This window comes from Pseudomonas sp. CH235, from assembly GCF_004368175.1.
In the GTDB taxonomy this organism is placed as follows: Bacteria; Pseudomonadota; Gammaproteobacteria; order Pseudomonadales; family Pseudomonadaceae; genus Aquipseudomonas; species Aquipseudomonas paraglycinae.
The window spans coordinates 39,173-54,559 of sequence record NZ_RRZJ01000024.1; the positions used below are offsets into that span (position 1 = coordinate 39,173).

The window sequence follows — 15,387 nt, forward strand, 5'->3', positions numbered from 1 at the left end:
GTTATCATGGCGACAGCGTTCAGTATTTACAACACTTGGGCCCCGCTAGCGCTTCAACCCTCGGAATAGAGCCTTGGCACCCGGCGCAGGTTGCAGAAGATCTGGTAAGGAATGGTGTCCGCCCACTTCGCCACATCGCTGGCGAGGATGTTCTTGCCCCACAACTCGACAGTCGATCCGAGGCCGGCTTGCGGCACGTCAGTCAGGTCGATGCACAGCATGTCCATCGACACCCGGCCAAGAATGCGGCTGCGCTGACCGGCCACCAGTACCGGAGTGCCGGTCGGCGCCTGACGCGGATAACCGTCGGCGTAACCCATGGCGACCACGCCGATGCGCATCGGTTTGTCGGTGATGAATTTCGCACCGTAACCCACCGGTTCGCCGGCCGGCAGCTCGCGCACGCTGATGACTTTCGATTCCAGGGTCATCACCGGTTGCAGGCGCTCGGCCACGGCGTTGGCTTCTTCGAACGGAGTGGCGCCGTAGAGCATGATGCCCGGACGCACCCAGTCGCTGTGAATCTGAGGCCAGCCCAGCACCGCCGGCGAATTGCGCAGGCTGACTTCAGCGGCCAGGCCCTGACGCGCGGCTTCGAACACGGCAACCTGCTCGGCGCTGCTCTGCTCGTGCAGCTCATCGGCCCGGGCGAAGTGGCTCATCAGCACGACTTTCGCTACGTTGCCGCTGGCCAGCAGACGCTGATAAGCCGCCGGGTAATCCTTCGGATGCAGGCCCACACGGTGCATGCCCGAATCGAGCTTCAGCCATACGGTGATCGGTTTGCCCAACGCCGCCTGCTCGATCGCTTCGAGCTGCCACAGCGAATGCACCACGCACCAGAAATCGTGCTCGACGATCAGCGCCAGCTCATCGGCCTCGAAAAAGCCTTCGAGCAACAGCACCGGCGCGCGAATCCCGGCGGCACGCAGTTCCAGGGCTTCTTCGATGCACGCCACCGCGAAGCCGTCCGCTTCAGCCTCCAGCGCCTGGGCGCAACGCACTGCGCCATGGCCGTAGGCATCGGCCTTGATCACCGCCAGTGCCTTGGCACCGGTGACTTCACGGGCGATACGGTAGTTGTGACGCAGGGCTTGAAGGTCGATCAGGGCACGGGCAGGACGCATGGCAGCAGACTTCTTGGCGGTCATGGGAATAAAAACCGGCGCTGGCTGACGGCGTGAACCGCCAACAGCACCGGGAGAGGGATCTTTACAACGGGTTACGGCAGCGCGGCGACGATGGAGATCTCGACCAGGATGCTCGGCTTGGCCATCTTCGCTTCAACCGTGGCACGGGCCGGGGCGGCGCCTTTGGGCAGCCACTGATCCCACACCGAATTCATGCCGGCAAAGTGCGCCTCGATGTCGTTCAGGTAGATCGTCGCCGACAGCAGGTGCTGTTTGTCGGTGCCGGCCAGATCGAGCAGGCGCTCGATATTGGCGAGTACGTCGCGGGTCTGCTGTTCGACACCGGCGTTGAAGTCATCGCCGACCTGCCCGGACAGATACACCGTACCGTTGTGGCTGACGATCTGACTCATGCGCTCATTGGTGAGCTGGCGCTGGATTGCCATGCTTTGCGGACTCCTGGGTGGTGTTGCCATAACGGGAAATATCGAGGCCTTCGGCGCTGATCTGCGGCTTTTTCTTCGCCATCAAATCAGCCAGCAAGCGACCGGAGCCGCACGCCATGGTCCAGCCGAGGGTGCCGTGACCGGTGTTCAGGAACAGGTTCTTGAACGGGGTGGCGCCGACGATCGGCGTGCCATCCGGGGTGGTTGGACGCAGGCCGGTCCAGAAACTCGCTTCGGCCAGATTGCCGCCCTGAGGATAAAGGTCGTTGACGATCATCTCCAGGGTTTCGCGCCGACGCGGGTTCAGCGACAGGTCAAAACCGGCGATCTCCGCCATGCCGCCGACGCGGATGCGGTTATCGAAACGGGTGATCGCGACTTTGTAAGTCTCGTCGAGAATGGTCGAAGTCGGGGCCATCGCCGGGTTGGTGATCGGCACGGTCAGCGAGTAGCCCTTCAACGGATACACCGGGGCCTTGATGCCCAGCGGCTTGAGCAGTTGCGGCGAGTAGCTGCCGAGGGCCAGCACGTAGCGGTCAGCGGTTTCCAGCTTGCCGTCGATCCACACGCCGTTGATGCGGTCACCGGCGAAGTCGAGCCGCTGGATATCCTGGCCGAAGCGGAACTCCACACCGAGCTTGGTGGCCATTTCGGCGAGGCGGGTGGTGAAGATCTGGCAGTCGCCGGTCTGGTCGTTCGGCAGGCGCAGGGCACCGGCGAGGATGTCGGTGACACCGGCCAGAGCCGGTTCGACGCGGGCAATGCCGGCACGATCGAGCACTTCGAACGGTACGCCGGACTCTTTCAATACAGCGATGTCCTTGGCGGCGTTATCCAGTTGCGCCTGGGTGCGGAACAACTGGGTCGTACCGAGGCTGCGGCCTTCGTAGGCGATGCCGGTTTCGGCGCGCAATTCGTCGAGGCAGTCGCGGCTGTACTCGGACAGACGCACCATGCGCTCCTTGTTCACCGCGTAACGGTTGGCAGTGCAGTTGCGCAGCATCTGCGCCATCCACAGGTACTGGTCGATGTCGGCGGTGGCCTTGATCGCCAGCGGTGCGTGGCGTTGCAGCAGCCACTTGATGGCTTTGAGGGGTACGCCCGGCGCGGCCCACGGCGAGGCATAGCCCGGCGAGACCTGGCCGGCGTTGGCGAAACTGGTCTCCATGGCCGCGGCGGGCTGCCGGTCGACCACCACCACTTCAAACCCGGCACGGGCCAGATAGTAAGCACTGGCGGTACCGATGACGCCGCTACCCAAGACCATAACGCGCATTTTGTATCCCTCATCGCGGCGTGCCGCGTACGTCTGTTGTTAGAGCAATGATGCGCGCAGTGTAAAAAAGATTTGCCAGTGCTTTTCACTGTATAAGCGCCTATATTTGGCGACAATTCTCGGCAAAAACCCTTTTCACGGAGGCGCATCCCCTATGCGTACCAACACTCAGACCAAACGTGAGCTGGACAAGATCGACCGCAACATCTTGCGGATCCTGCAGGCGGACGGGCGGATTTCATTTACCGAGCTGGGCGAGAAGGTCGGGCTCTCCACCACGCCTTGCACGGAGCGGGTGCGGCGCCTGGAGCGCGAGGGGATCATCATGGGCTACAACGCCCGCCTGAATCCGCAGCACTTGAAGGGTAGTCTCCTGGTGTTCGTCGAGATCAGCCTCGACTACAAATCCGGCGATACTTTCGAAGAGTTCCGACGTGCGGTGCTGAAATTGCCCCACGTGCTGGAATGCCATCTGGTGTCAGGGGATTTCGACTATCTGGTGAAGGCGCGGATTTCCGAGATGGCCTCGTACCGCAAGCTGCTGGGCGACATCCTGCTCAAGCTGCCGCACGTGCGTGAATCCAAGAGCTACATCGTGATGGAAGAAGTGAAAGAGAGCCTGAGCCTGCCGATTCCGGACTGATCGCTCAGACCAGTACCTGCCCACTGGATCGTTCCCACGCTCCGCGTTCGGCTTTGGAAGGGACGCGGAGCGTCCCGGGCTGCATTCCCACGCAGAGCGTGGGAACGATCAGAGTCAGACCAGCACCTGCCGGTTTTCGGCCATGTACTCGAACACCTGCTTCTCGACCCGTGGATGAATCAGTTCCACCGGTCGCCGGCCGTTGGGGCACGGCAAGGTCTGGGTGGTGCCGAACAACCGGCAGATCAGCGGCCGTTCGTCATACACCGTGCAGCCATTCGGTCCCAAGTGCACACAGTTGAGCTCTTCCATCGCTGCGTCCTGCTCGGCGCGGGTCTTGCGCGGCAGGCGGGACATTTCCTCGGGTGAGGTGGTCACCGGCCCGCAACAGTCATGACAGCCCGGCACGCATTCGAACGTGGGAATCTGCTGACGCAGGGTGCGGATTTTCTGACTGTTGCAGCTCATTGCAGCGGTAACCGGAGCGGAATAGGCGGCAATTGTGCCGCAAAAGCCGTGATCCAGACACCACGGGCCGACCAATGTTGCCCGGCCTCGGGCCTGCGGCTTATGCTCCGTCAAATTTTCTCGACACCCGCTCAGGATGACGCCCATGAATGCCCGCGCCCAAGCCACCGCGAGCCAACCCCACGTTGCCTCTTATTACGCCGCCAGCAGCTTGCCGCAGCCCGACCATCCGGTGCTGAAAGGTGAACTGATCGCCGACGTGTGCGTGGTCGGTGGAGGTTTCTCCGGGCTGAACACGGCGCTGGAATTGGCTGAACGGGGTTTGAGCGTGGTGCTGCTGGAAGCGCACCGGATCGGCTGGGGCGCCAGCGGACGCAACGGCGGGCAACTGATTCGCGGGGTCGGTCACGGCCTCGATCAGTTCGCCAACGTGATCGGCGCCGACGGCCTGCGTCAAATGAAACTCATGGGCCTGGAAGCGGTGGAAATCGTCCGCCAGCGCGTCGAAAAATTTCAGATTCCCTGCGACCTGACCTGGGGTTACTGCGACCTCGCCAACAAACCTTCCGATCTGGAAGGCTTTGCCGAAGACGCCGAAGAGCTGCGCAGCCTCGGTTACCGCTACGAAATCCGCCTGCTGCAAGCGAACGAGATGCACACCGTAGTCGGCTCCAACCGCTACGTCGGCGGTTTGATCGACATGGGTTCCGGGCATCTGCACCCGCTGAACCTGGCACTCGGAGAAGCCGCAGCGGCGCAACAACTGGGCGTCAAACTGTTCGAACAATCGGCGGTCACCCGCATCGACTATGGCCCCGAAGTAAGGGTGCACACGGCACAAGGCTCGGTACGGGCGAAGACGCTCGTGCTGGGCTGTAACGCGTACCTCAACAATCTGAATCCGCAACTCAGCGGCAAGGTACTGCCGGCCGGCAGCTACATCATCGCCACCGAACCCCTGAGCGAAGAACAGGCCCACGCCCTGCTGCCACAGAACATGGCTGTCTGCGACCAGCGGGTGGCGCTCGATTACTACCGGCTCTCGGCGGACCGTCGCCTGCTGTTCGGCGGCGCCTGCCATTACTCGGGGCGTGATCCGAAAGACATCGGCGCCTACATGCGGCCGAAGATGCTGGAGGTGTTCCCGCAGCTCGCGTCAGCGAAGATCGATTATCAGTGGGGCGGGATGATCGGCATCGGTGCCAACCGTCTGCCGCAGATAGGCCGGCTCGCCGACCAGCCGAACGTGTATTACGCCCAGGCCTATTCCGGCCATGGCGTGAATGCCACGCACCTGGCAGGCAAGCTGCTGGCCGAGGCCATCAGTGGTCAGCACAGCGGCGGCTTCGACCTGTTCGCTAAAGTGCCACACATCACCTTCCCCGGCGGCAAGCATCTGCGCTCGCCGCTGCTGGCGTTGGGGATGTTGTGGCACCGGCTTAAAGAGTTGGTCTGAGATCGTTCCCACGCTCTGCGTGGGAATGCATCCAGTGACGCTCTGCATCACAGCGGACGCAGAGCGTCCGGGGCGGCGTTCCCACGCAGAGCGTGGGAACGATCCCTCTAAATCCGCCAGAACGGCTTCAACCCTTCCTCCAGCGCCTGCTCGCGGGTCAGCCCGATGTCCTTGAGCTGTTCCGGCGTCAGGCGCAGCAACGCCTTGCGCGTGTGCAGACGATGCCAGAACAGGTCCCAGCGACTCAGGCCGGACGGTGCGTTGCACATGCTCTCGTTGCGCGCATTGTCCTGTTGCCCTGCCTCCAGTTCCTGACTGTGTAACGTCAGCCGCACATCGCTCAAACCGTTCATTTTCATTGCTCCTGTTTACTTGGGTAGCCAGAGATTCCATGATGCGCGGGCGAGCAAAAGCATTACAGATTCAACACATCTGTATTATTTCCATACAGATTTGCTGTCTCTGAGACTGAATTGTCGATTTACGCCGCATCTGTACTGGTTTAACGAATCATCTGCATCGAGGCAGTGCCATGACGCTCTATGTGAATCTCGCCGAGTTGCTCGGCACCCGCATCGAACAAGGCTTCTACCGTCCTGGTGATCGCCTGCCCTCGGTGCGCGCCTTGAGCGTAGAACACGGAGTCAGCCTGAGCACGGTGCAGCAGGCCTATCGGATGCTGGAAGACAGCGGCCTGGCCACGCCGAAACCCAAATCCGGGTACTTCGTGCCGGTCGGGCGTGAGTTGCCCGAACTGCCGGCAGTCGGGCGCCCCGCGCAACGGCCGGTGGAGATTTCCCAGTGGGATCAGGTGCTGGAACTGATTCGCGCGGTGCCGCGCAAGGACGTGGTGCAACTCGGTCGCGGCATGCCGGACATCTCGTCGCCGACGATGAAGCCGCTGCTGCGCGGACTGGCCCGTATCAGTCGCCGTCAGGACATGCCCGGTCTGTATTACGACAACATCCACGGCACCCTCGAACTGCGCGAACAGATCGCCCGGCTGATGCTCGATTCCGGCTGCCAGTTGAGCGCCAGCGATCTGGTGGTCACCACCGGTTGCCATGAAGCGCTGTCTACCAGCATCCACGCAATCTGCGAGCCCGGTGACATCGTCGCGGTGGATTCGCCAAGCTTCCACGGCGCCATGCAGACCCTCAAAGGGCTGGGCATGAAAGCCCTGGAAATCCCCACCGACCCGCTCACCGGCATCAGCCTCGAAGCGCTGGAACTGGCGCTGGAGCAATGGCCGATCAAGGTCATCCAGCTCACGCCCAACTGCAACAACCCGCTCGGCTACATCATGCCGGAGTCGCGCAAACGTGCCCTGCTCAACCTGGCCCAGCGCTTCGACGTGGCGATCATCGAGGACGACGTGTATGGCGAACTGGCCTACACCTACCCGCGTCCGCGCACGATCAAATCCTTCGACGAAGATGGCCGAGTCTTACTCTGCAGTTCATTTTCCAAGACGCTCGCGCCGGGATTGCGCATCGGCTGGGTCGCGCCCGGTCGCTATCTCGAACGCGTGCTGCACATGAAATACATCAGCACTGGCTCCACTGCGCCCCAGCCGCAGATTGCTATCGCCGAATTCTTAAAAGCCGGGCACTTCGAACCGCATTTGCGGCGGATGCGCACGCAATACCAGCGCAATCGCGACGTGATGATCGACTGGGTGACGCGTTACTTCCCGGCCGGTACCCGCGCGAGCCGTCCGCAAGGCAGCTTCATGCTCTGGGTCGAACTGCCGGAAGGTTTCGATACGCTGAAACTGAATCGTGCGCTGCACGATCAGGGCGTACAGATTGCCGTCGGCAGCATCTTTTCCGCCTCGGGCAAGTACCGCAATTGCCTGCGCATGAACTACGCTGCCAAACCGACAGCTTTGATCGAAGAGGCAGTGCGCAAGGTCGGTGCGGCAGCGATCAGACTGCTGGCCGAAGCCGACTGACTTTTCACGAGCAAACAGCGTCCATATGCCCAACCCTGCCGCCAACCGGAACGATCCCACGTGAGCTTCAGACAGCCCCTACCCGCTCTGCTGGTACTCTCCACGTTCCTTGGCGGTTGTGCGTCTATCGACGTACCGCGCGAACCGAGCCAGGCGTTGCCGGCGGCCGACTCCGCGTTCGGCCGTTCGATCCAGGCCCAGGCGGCGCCCTACAAGGGCCAGTCCGGCTTTCGCCTGCTGTCCAACAGCACCGAAGCCTTTACCGCTCGCGCCGAGCTGATCCGCAACGCACAACGCAGCCTCGACTTGCAGTACTACATCGTCCATGACGGCATCAGTACGCGAATGCTGGTGGAGGAAGTGTTGAAGGCCGCCGATCGTGGCGTGCGGGTGCGGATCCTGCTGGACGACACCACCAGCGACGGCCTCGACCTGATCATCGCCACCCTGGCGGCACATCCGCAGATCCAGATTCGCCTGTTCAATCCGCTGCACCTGGGGCGCAGCACCGGCGTGACCCGGGCGGCCGGGCGGCTGTTCAACCTGTCGCTGCAACACCGGCGGATGCACAACAAGTTGTGGCTGGCGGACAATAGCGCGGCCATCGTTGGCGGGCGCAATCTGGGCGACGAATACTTCGATGCCGAGCCCAACCTGAATTTCACCGATATCGACATGCTGAGTGTCGGGCCGGTCGCCGAACAGCTCGGGCACAGTTTCGACCAGTACTGGAACAGTGCCCTGAGCAAGCCGATCGACGAATTCCTCTCCAGCAAACCCTCGGCCAAAGACCTGCAGAACACCCGCACACGCCTGGAAGAATCCCTCGAAGAAACCCGCAAACAGAATCACGCGCTGTATCAGCAGTTGATGACCTACCGCACCGACCCGCGCATGGATATCTGGCGCAAAGAGCTGATCTGGGCCTGGAACCAGGCGCTGTGGGATGCGCCGAGCAAGGTACTGGCCAAGGGCGAACCCGAACCGCAATTGCTGCTGACGACCCAACTGGCACCGGAGCTCACGGGTGTCAGCAAAGAACTGGTGATGATTTCTGCCTACTTCGTGCCGGGACAGCCGGGACTGGTCTACTTGACCGGTCGCGCTGATGCCGGCGTGTCGGTGAGCCTGCTGACCAACTCGCTGGAAGCCACCGATGTGCCAGCGGTGCACGGCGGTTATGCGCCGTATCGCAAGGCGCTGCTGGAACATGGCGTGAAGCTGTTTGAGCTGCGGCGCCAGCCTGGGGATAACTATGGCAGCGGCCCGCACCTGTTTTACAGCAAGTCCTATCGTGGCTCGGACTCGAGCCTGCATAGCAAGGCGATGATCTTCGACGGCAAAAAATCGTTCATCGGCTCGTTCAATTTCGACCCGCGCTCGGTGCTGTGGAACACCGAAGTCGGGGTGTTGGTGGACAGTCCCGAACTGGCAGCCCACGTACGCGAACTGGCCTTGCAAGGCATGGCGCCAGCGCTCAGCTACGAAGCGAAACTGCAGGACGGAAAAGTGGTGTGGGTCACCGAGGACAACGGTCAGATGCACACGCTGACCAAGGAGCCGGGGAGTTGGTGGCGGCGCTTCAATGCGTGGTTCAGCACCACCGTGGGACTGGAGCGGATGCTGTAACAGCCCGCTCCAGCCGGCATATCAGGCGGGCTCCGGCACCTTGCCGAACGCCCCTTGCCGCGACAGCAGAATCACCAGCCCGAACGCCCCGGCCGCCATCAGCCACGGCAATGCGTGCCCGCTGATCCACTGACTGCCAGCCCCCGCCATCAACGGCCCGATCAGACAACCGACACCCCACAGCTGAGCAACATGCGCATTCGCCCGCACCAGCGCATCGTCGCGGTAGCGCTCGCCGATCAAAATCAGCGAAAGAGTAAACAAGCCACCGGCACTGGCGCCGAACAGCACCCACAGCGGCCAGATCAGCAAAGTGTCGAGCAGCATCGGGATCGCCAGACTCGACAGCATCAGCACCACAGCGCAGCCGGTGAACAGAGTCCGCCGTGACAGATAATCGGCCAGCGCACCGATGGGCAATTGCAGCAGCGCATCGCCCACCACCACGGTGCTGACCATCGCCAGCGCGATTTCGGCGGTGAAGCCCTGTTGCAGGCAATACACCGGCAAAAGGGTCAGGATCATCGCCTCGAACGCGGCGAACAGCGACACCGCCCAGGCGATGGCCGGCAGTTCGCGAGCGAAACCCCACAAATCACCGAAGGTCACGCTGCTGGCCTCGCTGCTTGGCGCGCCGCTGCGACCCAGCAGCAGAAACGGCGAAGCGATCAGCAGACCGACACCTACCCAGAAACCATAATCGTGATCGGTACCGAGTGCGCCCAACAGCAACGGACCAGACAGTTGGCTCAGCGCATAACTGCTGCCATACAGCGCGACCAATCGCCCGCGCCAGTGCTCGACCACCAGTTGATTGATCCAGCTCTCGCCGAGGATGAACACGATGGTCAGGATCACCCCGATCATCAGCCGCAGCACCAGCCAGATCGGGTAGCTCGGCAGCAGCGCCAGCAGACCGATGGACAGTGCCCCGGCCCACAGGCACAGGCGCATCAGGTTCGCGGTACCGAAACGAGCGGCCAGATGACTGGAAATTTTCGCCCCCAGCAACACGCCAATGGCCGGCATCGCCGCCATCACGCCGATGGCGAACGAGCCGTAGCCCCAGCCCTCCAGGCGCAACGACACCAGCGGCATGCTGACACCGAGGGCCAGGCCAACACTCAAGACAGACGCCAACACGGCGAAATACGTCGCCCAACGCATGGTCCACGCTCCTGTGGATAATTTTTATGTGCACCACAAAACACTGTGGGAGCGAGCTTGCTCGCGATAACGGTTTCACATTCAGCAAATGTGCTGACTGATACACCGCTTTCGCGAGCAAGCTCGCTCCCACAGGGATCTTTGTATCGTTCGGGAGCCCACCTCGGCAGGCTCCCTCAGCGATTTACAGCTTGATCCAGGTCGCCTTCAGCTCGGTGTATTTGTCGAAGGCGTGCAGCGACTTGTCGCGACCGTTGCCCGACTGCTTGAAGCCGCCGAACGGTGCGGTCATGTCGCCGCCGTCGTACTGGTTGACCCACACACTGCCGGCACGCAGGGCCTTGGCGGTGAGGTGCGCCTTGGAAATGTCCTGAGTCCAGACCGCTGCCGCCAGGCCGTAAGGCGTGTCGTTGGCGATGTTGATCGCTTCCTCAGCGGTATCGAACGCAATGACCGACAGCACCGGGCCGAAGATCTCTTCCTGGGCAATCTTCATCGCGTTGCTCACGCCGTCGAAAATCGTCGGCTCGACGTAGGTGCCACCGGTTTCCTGAAGAATGCGCTTGCCGCCGGCCACCAGTTTGGCGCCGTCGGTGTGTCCCGACTCGATGTAGGAAAGCACGGTGTTCATCTGTTGGGTATCGACCAGCGCGCCAACGTTGGTGGCCGGATCCAGCGGGTTGCCAGGCTTCCAGGTTTTCAGCGCCTCGATCACCATCGGCAGGAACTTGTCCTTGATCGAACGCTCGACCAGCAGACGGGAACCTGCGGTGCAGACTTCGCCCTGGTTGAAGGCGATGGCGCTGGCGGCGGATTCGGCGGCGGCTCGCAGATCCGGAGCATCGGCAAACACGATGTTCGGGCTCTTGCCGCCGGCTTCCAGCCAGACGCGCTTCATGTTCGATTCGCCGGAATAGATCATCAGTTGCTTGGCGATCTTGGTCGAACCGGTGAACACCAGAGTGTCGACATCATTGTGCAGAGCGAGCGCCTTGCCGACAGTGTGGCCGTAACCTGGCAGTACGTTCAGCACGCCTTTCGGAATGCCGGCTTCAACGGCCAGTTCGGCAATGCGGATGGCGGTCAGCGGGGATTTTTCCGACGGCTTGAGGATCACCGAGTTGCCGGTCGACAGGGCCGGGCCGAGTTTCCAGCAGGCCATCATCAGCGGGAAGTTCCACGGCACGATAGCGCCAACTACGCCCACTGGCTCACGGGTCACCAGACCCAGTTGATCGTGCGGCGTAGCGGCGACTTCGTCGTAGATCTTGTCGATCGCCTCACCGCTCCAGCTCAGGGCTTGCGCAGCGCCCGGCACGTCGATGTACAGCGAATCGCTGATCGGCTTGCCCATGTCGAGGGTTTCGAGCAGGGCCAGTTCTTCGGCGTGCTGCTTGAGCAGGCCGGCGAAACGGATCATGGTGGCTTTGCGTTTGGTCGGCGCCAGGCGCGACCAGACGCCGGAATTGAACGTGGCGCGGGCGTTTTCCACGGCGCGCTGAGCGTCGGCGGCGTCACAGCTGGCAATCTTGCCCAGCAGACGGCCATCGACCGGACTGATGCACTCGAAGGTCTCGCCGGAGACGGCATCGGTGTACTCGCCATTAAGGTAGGCGCGGCCTTCGATCTTCAGGTCGCGGGCGCGTTGTTCCCAGTCGGCACGAGTCAGGGTGGTCATTCGAGTGTCCTCCTCTTGTTCAATACGAGCGCCGCGATCGTCGCGGTCGTCCTCAGGAATACTGCCCGGCCAGCCTGCTTTTCGGCCCAAGGCATCCGCCACCCTAAACCAGCGACCGGGGTTGTTTCAATATATTTGACATAAGCTCGCCATACGGCCTTGCGGCGTTCAATTTAATCAACATAGACTTTGGCCCTTTCACGCCATCGCGCCGTCATCACGGGAGAAAACAACAATGAACATCCAGAACGTCGTCGACATCAGCCTGACCACAACCGAAGCCGAACGCTATCGCCCGGACCCGGCCAAAGTGCTCAAGGGTGATCCCGAGCAAGCGGTGTTCAATCAGTACGACAGCCCTTGCGGGCAAATGGGTGTCGGCGTGTGGGAAGGTGCGGTAGGTCAGTGGACGGTGAATTACACCGAGCACGAATACTGCGAAATCCTGCAGGGCGTATCGGTGCTGCGTGACAGTGAAGGCAATGCCAAGACCCTGCGTGTCGGCGACCGCTTTGTGATTCCGGCCGGCTTTCGTGGCACCTGGGAAGTGCTGGAGGCTTGCCGCAAGATCTACGTGATCTTCGAAGAAAAATAACTATGTAACGCACGACCGAATGCTGACGGGTTGAAAATCGGGTCGTCCATAAGGACATTCCCGTCACGTATAAGGAAATGCGGCATGACCAAAATAGAAGCTTTCAACAAGATTCACCACTTGATCGGCACCCCGTATGTAGAGACCGTAAAGGCCTATATCAACGAACTGACCGGTTTCACCGCCAACGGGCCAATTCAAGGGCCAGATAACCTCCGGGCCAGGTATAGGACCGTAGACATCTTCATCTGCAACGAGGGCAAGATCCTGTCGTTTCAGATCCACGAATAATTGGCGCCACTGAAAGGCTTACCTTTCGAAGGCCTGCATCGCGAGATGCAGGCCTTTTTTGTCGCGATCCCACCGGCCACCACAATTGCCGGACAACAAAAAAGGCCCGTATCGTGAGATACGGGCCTTTTTCGTAAGTCGGGAAAAATCAATTACTTGATTTTGCCTTCCTTGTAGATCACGTGCTTGCGAACAACCGGATCATATTTCTTGATCTCGATTTTGTCCGGGGTAGTACGCTTGTTCTTGTCGGTAGTGTAGAAGTGACCAGTACCGGCGCTCGAGATCAAACGAATCAATTCACGCATGATTAGCTCCCTTAAACCTTGCCGTCGCGACGCAGCTCGGCCAGCACAACGCTGATGCCACGCTTGTCGATGATACGCATGCCTTTGGCGGAAACGCGCAGGCGTACGAAACGTTTCTCTTCTTCAACCCAGAAGCGGTGATGCTGCAGGTTCGGCAGGAAACGACGACGGGTTTTGTTGTTTGCGTGGGAAATGTTGTTCCCAGTCACCGGACCCTTACCGGTAACTTGACATACTCTAGACATGCCTCAGCCCTCTAAAACCACATGCCCAACCCGGCATGGGTTGGCCGCTTAATCTCTAGTCATTGTGGCGCCAGGCGCCGCGATTCTTTAGAGGTCTTACCGGCTACACCTACAAGCGAAGGAACCGGGCCCCTAGAAAAGAGCGCTGCTTTATACCAGAAAGACCACGGAGCAACAACTTTCCGTGTGGAAAGAATGGCTAAAAAGCCGCTTTTTCCGGCTGAAAGCGCTTTGGGCAAAGGCTGCCGGCAATTTTTACCATTCGTCGAAGAAAACCGATCATACCCGCGATCGGGACTTTTCCCATCGCCTCTTCCGACAAATCCTCAGCCGCGCAGCCCCGAAAATGCAAAAAGGGGATAGTCATTTGCAATCGCGACCACTAGGGTAGACCTTTTCCAGACTGCACTTGCAGATGGGCCTTCGATCTGTAAAGGAAGCCGACCATGCGCCTCGCTGCCCTCCCCCTGCTCTTCGCCCCGCTGTTACTGAGTCCACTGGCCCAGGCCGCCGCCCTGAGCGTCTGCACCGAGGCCAGCCCCGAAGGGTTCGACGTGGTGCAGTACAACTCGCTGACCACCACCAACGCTTCGGCCGACGTGCTGATGAACCGCCTGGTGGACTTCGACACCGCCAGCGGTAAAGTCGTCCCAAGCCTGGCCGACAGCTGGGAAGTCAGCACTGACGGCCTTACCTACGTGTTCAAGCTGCACCCGCAGGTGAAGTTCCACAGCACCGACTACTTCAAGCCGACCCGCGAACTGACTGCCGAAGACGTCAAATTCAGCTTCGACCGCATGCTCGACCCGGCCAACCCGTGGCACAAAGTCGCCCAGAGCGGCTTCCCACACGCCCAGTCGATGCAGCTGCCGAGCCTGATCAAGAAGATCGACGCGCTGGATCCGCTGACCGTTCGTTTCACCCTCGACCACCCGGACTCGACGTTCCTCGCGACCCTGAGCATGGGTTTCGCCTCCATTTATTCTGCTGAATACGCCGACAAGCTGCTGAAGGCCGATGCCACCGACAAGCTCAACAGCCAGCCGGTCGGCACCGGTCCGTTCGTGTTCACCCGGTTCCAGAAAGACGCCTCGATCCGCTACAAGGCCAACCCGGACTACTTCCGTGGCAAGCCTGCGGTGGACCCACTGATTTTCGCCATCACTCCGGACGCCAACGTGCGCCTGCAAAAGCTGCGGCGCAACGAGTGCCAGATTGCCCTGTCGCCAAAACCGCTGGACGTACAGGCCGCGAAGCAGGAGCCGACGCTGAAAGTCGAAAAAACTGACGCGTTCATGACCGCATTCGTTGGCATCAACAGCCAGCATCCGCCGCTGGACAAACCGGAAGTGCGCCAGGCGATCAACCTCGCGTTCGACAAGGCCAACTACCTCAAGGCTGTATTCGAAGACACCGCCGAAGCCGCCAACGGTCCATATCCGCCGAACACCTGGAGCTACGCGAAGAACCTGCCGGGTTACGCCCACGACGTGAACAAGGCCAAGGCCCTGCTGGCCAAGGCCGGATTGAAGGACGGTTTCCAGACCACCATCTGGACCCGCCCGTCCGGCAGCCTGCTGAACCCGAATCCGAGCCTCGGCGCACAACTGCTGCAATCGGATCTGGCGGAAATCGGCATTCAGGCAGAAATCCGCGTGATCGAATGGGGCGAGCTGATTCGTCGCGCCAAGGCTGGCGAACATGACCTGCTGTTCATGGGCTGGGCTGGCGACAACGGCGACCCGGACAACTTCCTGACCCCGCAGTTTTCCTGCGCGGCGGTCAAGTCCGGCACCAACTTCGCCCGCTACTGCAATGCCGATCTGGACAAACTGATCAGCGCCGGCAAGACCACCAGCGAGCAAGGCGTACGCACCAAGCTCTACGAACAGGCACAGGCGCAGATCCAGCAGCAGGCGTTGTGGCTGCCGCTGGCGCATCCTACGGCGTATGCGCTGACGCGTAAGGACGTTCAGGGTTACTCGGTCTCCCCGTTCGGTCGGCAAGACTATTCCAAAGTCACCCTCAAATAACCCGCCACAACACAAAACCTGTTGGAGCTGGCTTGCCAGCGATAGCGGACTGACAGCCAACATTGTGC

At 61.0% G+C, this 15,387-nt stretch carries 16 protein-coding genes; 7 read left to right on the forward strand and 9 right to left on the reverse strand.

Annotated elements, in window-relative coordinates; genetic code table 11:
- Positions 1-53: 53 nt before the first annotated feature.
- From alr to dadA, 3 genes are all read right to left on the reverse strand, one after another.
- Entirely contained in the window at positions 54-1,127 is a 1,074-nt protein-coding gene (gene alr, locus EIY71_RS21460) for an alanine racemase (protein WP_085746795.1), read from the reverse strand.
- A 95-nt stretch (positions 1,128-1,222) separates the two neighbouring features.
- Positions 1,223-1,576, reverse strand: coding sequence for a RidA family protein (locus tag EIY71_RS21465; protein ID WP_039765240.1), 354 nt, complete (start codon positions 1,574-1,576; stop codon positions 1,223-1,225).
- Positions 1,548-2,852, reverse strand: coding sequence for a D-amino acid dehydrogenase (dadA, locus tag EIY71_RS21470; RefSeq protein ID WP_007954487.1), 1,305 nt, complete (start codon positions 2,850-2,852; stop codon positions 1,548-1,550). The genes EIY71_RS21465 and dadA overlap by 29 nt, the downstream gene beginning before the upstream one ends.
- A 154-nt stretch (positions 2,853-3,006) precedes the next feature.
- Here dadA and EIY71_RS21475 point away from each other — a divergent pair, with 154 nt between their 5' ends.
- A complete protein-coding gene (locus tag EIY71_RS21475) occupies positions 3,007-3,495 on the forward strand; it encodes an Lrp/AsnC ligand binding domain-containing protein (RefSeq protein WP_003177284.1) in 489 nt (162 codons plus the stop codon).
- Positions 3,496-3,609: 114 nt separating this feature from the next.
- Here the strand turns inward: EIY71_RS21475 and EIY71_RS21480 are convergent, their stop codons facing one another.
- Entirely contained in the window at positions 3,610-3,963 is a 354-nt protein-coding gene (locus EIY71_RS21480; protein WP_007954485.1) for a YkgJ family cysteine cluster protein, read from the reverse strand.
- 145 nt (positions 3,964-4,108) lie between these two features.
- Between EIY71_RS21480 and EIY71_RS21485 the strand changes: the two genes are divergently transcribed.
- Positions 4,109-5,419 carry an FAD-binding oxidoreductase gene (locus tag EIY71_RS21485; protein ID WP_134023011.1) on the forward strand — a complete coding sequence of 437 codons (1,311 nt, stop codon included), beginning with the start codon at positions 4,109-4,111 and terminating at the stop codon, positions 5,417-5,419.
- A 107-nt stretch (positions 5,420-5,526) separates the two neighbouring features.
- On the opposite strand, the gene EIY71_RS21490 is transcribed toward EIY71_RS21485, so the two are convergent.
- The gene (locus EIY71_RS21490) at positions 5,527-5,772 is read right to left on the reverse strand and encodes a DUF1127 domain-containing protein (RefSeq protein WP_039765237.1); all 246 of its coding nucleotides are present in this window, start codon (positions 5,770-5,772) and stop codon (positions 5,527-5,529) included.
- A 179-nt stretch (positions 5,773-5,951) separates the two neighbouring features.
- On the opposite strand from EIY71_RS21490, the gene EIY71_RS21495 reads away from it, so the two are divergent.
- Together EIY71_RS21495 and EIY71_RS21500 are read left to right on the forward strand one after the other, a co-directional pair.
- The gene (locus EIY71_RS21495) at positions 5,952-7,373 is read left to right on the forward strand and encodes a PLP-dependent aminotransferase family protein (protein ID WP_102685868.1); all 1,422 of its coding nucleotides are present in this window, start codon (positions 5,952-5,954) and stop codon (positions 7,371-7,373) included.
- A 60-nt stretch (positions 7,374-7,433) separates the two neighbouring features.
- Entirely contained in the window at positions 7,434-9,002 is a 1,569-nt protein-coding gene (locus EIY71_RS21500) for a phospholipase D family protein (RefSeq protein ID WP_102685869.1), read from the forward strand.
- A 21-nt stretch (positions 9,003-9,023) separates the two neighbouring features.
- Here the strand turns inward: EIY71_RS21500 and EIY71_RS21505 are convergent, their stop codons facing one another.
- Together EIY71_RS21505 and EIY71_RS21510 are read right to left on the reverse strand one after the other, a co-directional pair.
- The gene (locus EIY71_RS21505; RefSeq protein WP_007954456.1) at positions 9,024-10,169 is read right to left on the reverse strand and encodes an MFS transporter; all 1,146 of its coding nucleotides are present in this window, start codon (positions 10,167-10,169) and stop codon (positions 9,024-9,026) included.
- Between the two features lie 184 nt (positions 10,170-10,353).
- Positions 10,354-11,847 (reverse strand): aldehyde dehydrogenase, encoded by a 1,494-nt coding sequence (locus tag EIY71_RS21510; protein WP_102685870.1) that lies wholly within the window; start codon positions 11,845-11,847, stop codon positions 10,354-10,356.
- A gap of 235 nt (positions 11,848-12,082) precedes the next feature.
- Here EIY71_RS21510 and EIY71_RS21515 point away from each other — a divergent pair, with 235 nt between their 5' ends.
- Positions 12,083-12,442: a cupin domain-containing protein gene (locus EIY71_RS21515; RefSeq protein ID WP_085746800.1), complete on the forward strand. Its 360-nt coding sequence runs from the start codon at positions 12,083-12,085 to the stop codon at positions 12,440-12,442.
- Positions 12,443-12,526: 84 nt separating this feature from the next.
- Positions 12,527-12,733, forward strand: a complete 207-nt coding sequence (locus tag EIY71_RS21520; protein ID WP_085746801.1) for a hypothetical protein — start codon at positions 12,527-12,529, stop codon at positions 12,731-12,733.
- 152 nt (positions 12,734-12,885) lie between these two features.
- On the opposite strand, the gene rpmG is transcribed toward EIY71_RS21520, so the two are convergent.
- Positions 12,886-13,041 (reverse strand): 50S ribosomal protein L33, encoded by a 156-nt coding sequence (gene rpmG, locus EIY71_RS21525; RefSeq protein ID WP_003177274.1) that lies wholly within the window; start codon positions 13,039-13,041, stop codon positions 12,886-12,888.
- A gap of 11 nt (positions 13,042-13,052) precedes the next feature.
- Positions 13,053-13,286: a 50S ribosomal protein L28 gene (gene rpmB, locus EIY71_RS21530; protein ID WP_003177273.1), complete on the reverse strand. Its 234-nt coding sequence runs from the start codon at positions 13,284-13,286 to the stop codon at positions 13,053-13,055.
- A gap of 446 nt (positions 13,287-13,732) precedes the next feature.
- On the opposite strand from rpmB, the gene EIY71_RS21535 reads away from it, so the two are divergent.
- Positions 13,733-15,319 carry an ABC transporter substrate-binding protein gene (locus EIY71_RS21535; protein ID WP_102685871.1) on the forward strand — a complete coding sequence of 529 codons (1,587 nt, stop codon included), beginning with the start codon at positions 13,733-13,735 and terminating at the stop codon, positions 15,317-15,319.
- Positions 15,320-15,387 lie beyond the last annotated feature (68 nt).

Excerpts from the sequence above, each read along its gene's own strand:
- alr (WP_085746795.1), bottom strand. The coding sequence starts at position 1,127 with ATGCGTCCTGCCCGTGCCCTGATCGACCTTCAAGCCCTGCGTCACAAC.
- EIY71_RS21465 (WP_039765240.1), bottom strand. The coding sequence starts at position 1,576 with ATGGCAATCCAGCGCCAGCTCACCAATGAGCGCATGAGTCAGATCGTC.
- dadA (WP_007954487.1), bottom strand. The coding sequence starts at position 2,852 with ATGCGCGTTATGGTCTTGGGTAGCGGCGTCATCGGTACCGCCAGTGCT.
- EIY71_RS21475 (WP_003177284.1), top strand. The coding sequence starts at position 3,007 with ATGCGTACCAACACTCAGACCAAACGTGAGCTGGACAAGATCGACCGC.
- EIY71_RS21480 (WP_007954485.1), bottom strand. The coding sequence starts at position 3,963 with ATGAGCTGCAACAGTCAGAAAATCCGCACCCTGCGTCAGCAGATTCCC.
- EIY71_RS21485 (WP_134023011.1), top strand. The coding sequence starts at position 4,109 with ATGAATGCCCGCGCCCAAGCCACCGCGAGCCAACCCCACGTTGCCTCT.
- EIY71_RS21490 (WP_039765237.1), bottom strand. The coding sequence starts at position 5,772 with ATGAACGGTTTGAGCGATGTGCGGCTGACGTTACACAGTCAGGAACTG.
- EIY71_RS21495 (WP_102685868.1), top strand. The coding sequence starts at position 5,952 with ATGACGCTCTATGTGAATCTCGCCGAGTTGCTCGGCACCCGCATCGAA.
- EIY71_RS21505 (WP_007954456.1), bottom strand. The coding sequence starts at position 10,169 with ATGCGTTGGGCGACGTATTTCGCCGTGTTGGCGTCTGTCTTGAGTGTT.
- EIY71_RS21510 (WP_102685870.1), bottom strand. The coding sequence starts at position 11,847 with ATGACCACCCTGACTCGTGCCGACTGGGAACAACGCGCCCGCGACCTG.
- EIY71_RS21515 (WP_085746800.1), top strand. The coding sequence starts at position 12,083 with ATGAACATCCAGAACGTCGTCGACATCAGCCTGACCACAACCGAAGCC.
- EIY71_RS21520 (WP_085746801.1), top strand. The coding sequence starts at position 12,527 with ATGACCAAAATAGAAGCTTTCAACAAGATTCACCACTTGATCGGCACC.
- rpmG (WP_003177274.1), bottom strand. The coding sequence starts at position 13,041 with ATGCGTGAATTGATTCGTTTGATCTCGAGCGCCGGTACTGGTCACTTC.
- rpmB (WP_003177273.1), bottom strand. The coding sequence starts at position 13,286 with ATGTCTAGAGTATGTCAAGTTACCGGTAAGGGTCCGGTGACTGGGAAC.
- EIY71_RS21535 (WP_102685871.1), top strand. The coding sequence starts at position 13,733 with ATGCGCCTCGCTGCCCTCCCCCTGCTCTTCGCCCCGCTGTTACTGAGT.